2 protein-coding genes are annotated in these 1,921 nt (G+C 70.1%); both read left to right on the top strand.

Translation table 11 applies throughout. The annotated features are described in order from the left end of the window. Positions 1-111 precede the first annotated feature (111 nt). Positions 112-639 (top strand): FtsW/RodA/SpoVE family cell cycle protein, encoded by a 528-nt coding sequence (locus I5I_RS12250; RefSeq protein WP_374699918.1) that lies wholly within the window; start codon positions 112-114, stop codon positions 637-639. Positions 640-649: 10 nt separating this feature from the next. Continuing rightward, a complete protein-coding gene (locus I5I_RS12245) occupies positions 650-1,747 on the top strand; it encodes a UDP-N-acetylglucosamine--N-acetylmuramyl-(pentapeptide) pyrophosphoryl-undecaprenol N-acetylglucosamine transferase (protein WP_036320007.1) in 1,098 nt (365 codons plus the stop codon). Positions 1,748-1,921 lie beyond the last annotated feature (174 nt).

Genomic DNA, 1,921 nt, shown 5'->3' with positions numbered 1-1,921 from the left:
GCCTGTTCTTCTCCGGTGTGAAGCTGCGCATCTTCATCATCCCGCTGATCGTCGTGCTGGTCATCCGCCGTGTTCTTCGAGATGACCAACTCGAACCGCATGGGACGCATCATGAGCAGCTTCGTCAACTTCGACTCGATGGACTGCTACAACGCGGCCGTCGGTGACTGCTATCAGGCGGTGCAGGGGGTGTGGGCCCTCGCCAACGGGGGACTGTTCGGACTCGGGCTCAGAAACTCCCGCGAGAAGTACGGCTGGCTGCCGGCCCGGTCGAACGACTACATCTTCGCGATCCTCGGTGAGGAACTCGGACTCGTCGGCTGCGCCGTGATGATCCTGCTGTTCACGGTGTTCGCAATCGCCGCCTTCAAGATCATCCGTAAGACCCGCGACCACTTCATCCGCATCGTCACGGGCGGCATCATCGTCTGGATCGTCGGACAGGCACTCGTCAACATCGGTGTCGTCCTGCGACTGCTGCCGATGCTGGGGATGCCGCTGCCATTCATGTCACAGGGCGGTACCTCGCTGCTGTCGGTCCTGTTCGCCTGCGGTGTGCTGCTGTCCTTCGCGCGGACGATCCCCGTCGGTCCCGCCTCGACCGCGATCGCCGCTGAGTCGCTGCCCCGCCGCCGGTAGGCTCTCTCGGGTGACGAAGCCGGCTTCCTCGACGACCTATCTCCTCGCGGGCGGCGGCACCGCCGGGCACGTGAATCCGCTGCTCGCCGTCGCCGACGGGTTGCGGGAGAGGGATGCCGCGGCATCCGTGCTCGTCCTCGGCACGCGCGAAGGGCTCGAAGCCCGTCTCGTGCCCGAACGCGGATACGAGCTGCTGATCGTCGACAAGGTCCCCTTTCCGCGTCGGCCGAACCTCGCCGCGCTCCGGTTCCCGCTGGCGTGGCATCGCGCCGTGGGGCAGGTGCGGCGGCACATCCGTGACCGCCGGGTCGATGTGGTCGCCGGTTTCGGCGGCTACGCCTCGGCTCCCGCGTATGTCGCCGCCCGCCGCGAAGGCGTGCCGTACGTCGTGCACGAGGCCAACGCGCGCCCTGGACTGGCGAACATCTTGGGCGCCCGGCGCGCGGCGGGCGTCGGGGTCGCCTTCCCCGACACCCCGCTGCGCGGTGCCGAGACGGTCGGCATGCCGCTCCGCGCAGAGATCGTCGACCTCGACCGTGCATCGACGCGAGACGACGCGGCACGATTCTTCGGTCTCGATCCGGCGCGCCCCGTGCTTCTCGTCTTCGGCGGATCGCTGGGAGCGCGGCGGCTGAACGAGACGTTCGCCGACGCGTGGCCTGCGGTCGTCGACGCCGGGTGGCAGCTGCTGCACGCGGCGGGGGAGCGCGACCCGATCGTCGACCCGGGACACCCCGACTACCGCATCGTCGCCTACCTCGATCGAATGGACCTCGCGCTCGCGGTGGCGGATCTCGTGGTCTCGCGCTCGGGTGCGGCCACCGTGAGCGAGGTGTCGGCCCTCGGCATCCCCGCGGTCTACGTGCCGTACGCCGTCGGCAACGGCGAGCAGGCGCTCAACGCGCGCGGCGCCGTGGCCGCCGGCGCCGCGCAGCTGATCGAGGATGCTGCCTTCACGCCCGACCGCGTGCGGGAGCAGATCGTCCCGCTGCTGCACGACGCGACGGCGCTGTCGGCGATGCGTGCCGCCGCGCAGGCGCGAACCGCTGCGGCGCGTACCGGCACCGCATCCGTGATGGCGATGCTCGACCGGGCGCTGGCGCGCTGAGCGCGGACGGCCGAGCCGATGGCCGGGTTCGTCGGTCGCGTGCGGTCGCTCAGCGTGCCCCTTCGCGACACGTGCGGACGGATGAGTGGTCAGGAAGCGGTGGGCGCGCTGCGCAACGCCGCCTGAACGAGCGCGAGCGCTTGCTCGGGATCGACGCGCAGCATGCGGACCTGC

It is taken from the genome of Microbacterium sp. B24 (assembly GCF_000333415.1).
In the GTDB taxonomy this organism is placed as follows: Bacteria; Actinomycetota; Actinomycetes; order Actinomycetales; family Microbacteriaceae; genus Microbacterium.
This window is presented reverse-complemented; position numbering and strand designations above follow the sequence as displayed.

Coding starts and splice junctions, on each gene's coding strand:
- I5I_RS12250 (WP_374699918.1), top strand. CDS start 112: ATGAGCAGCTTCGTCAACTTCGACTCGATGGACTGCTACAACGCGGCC.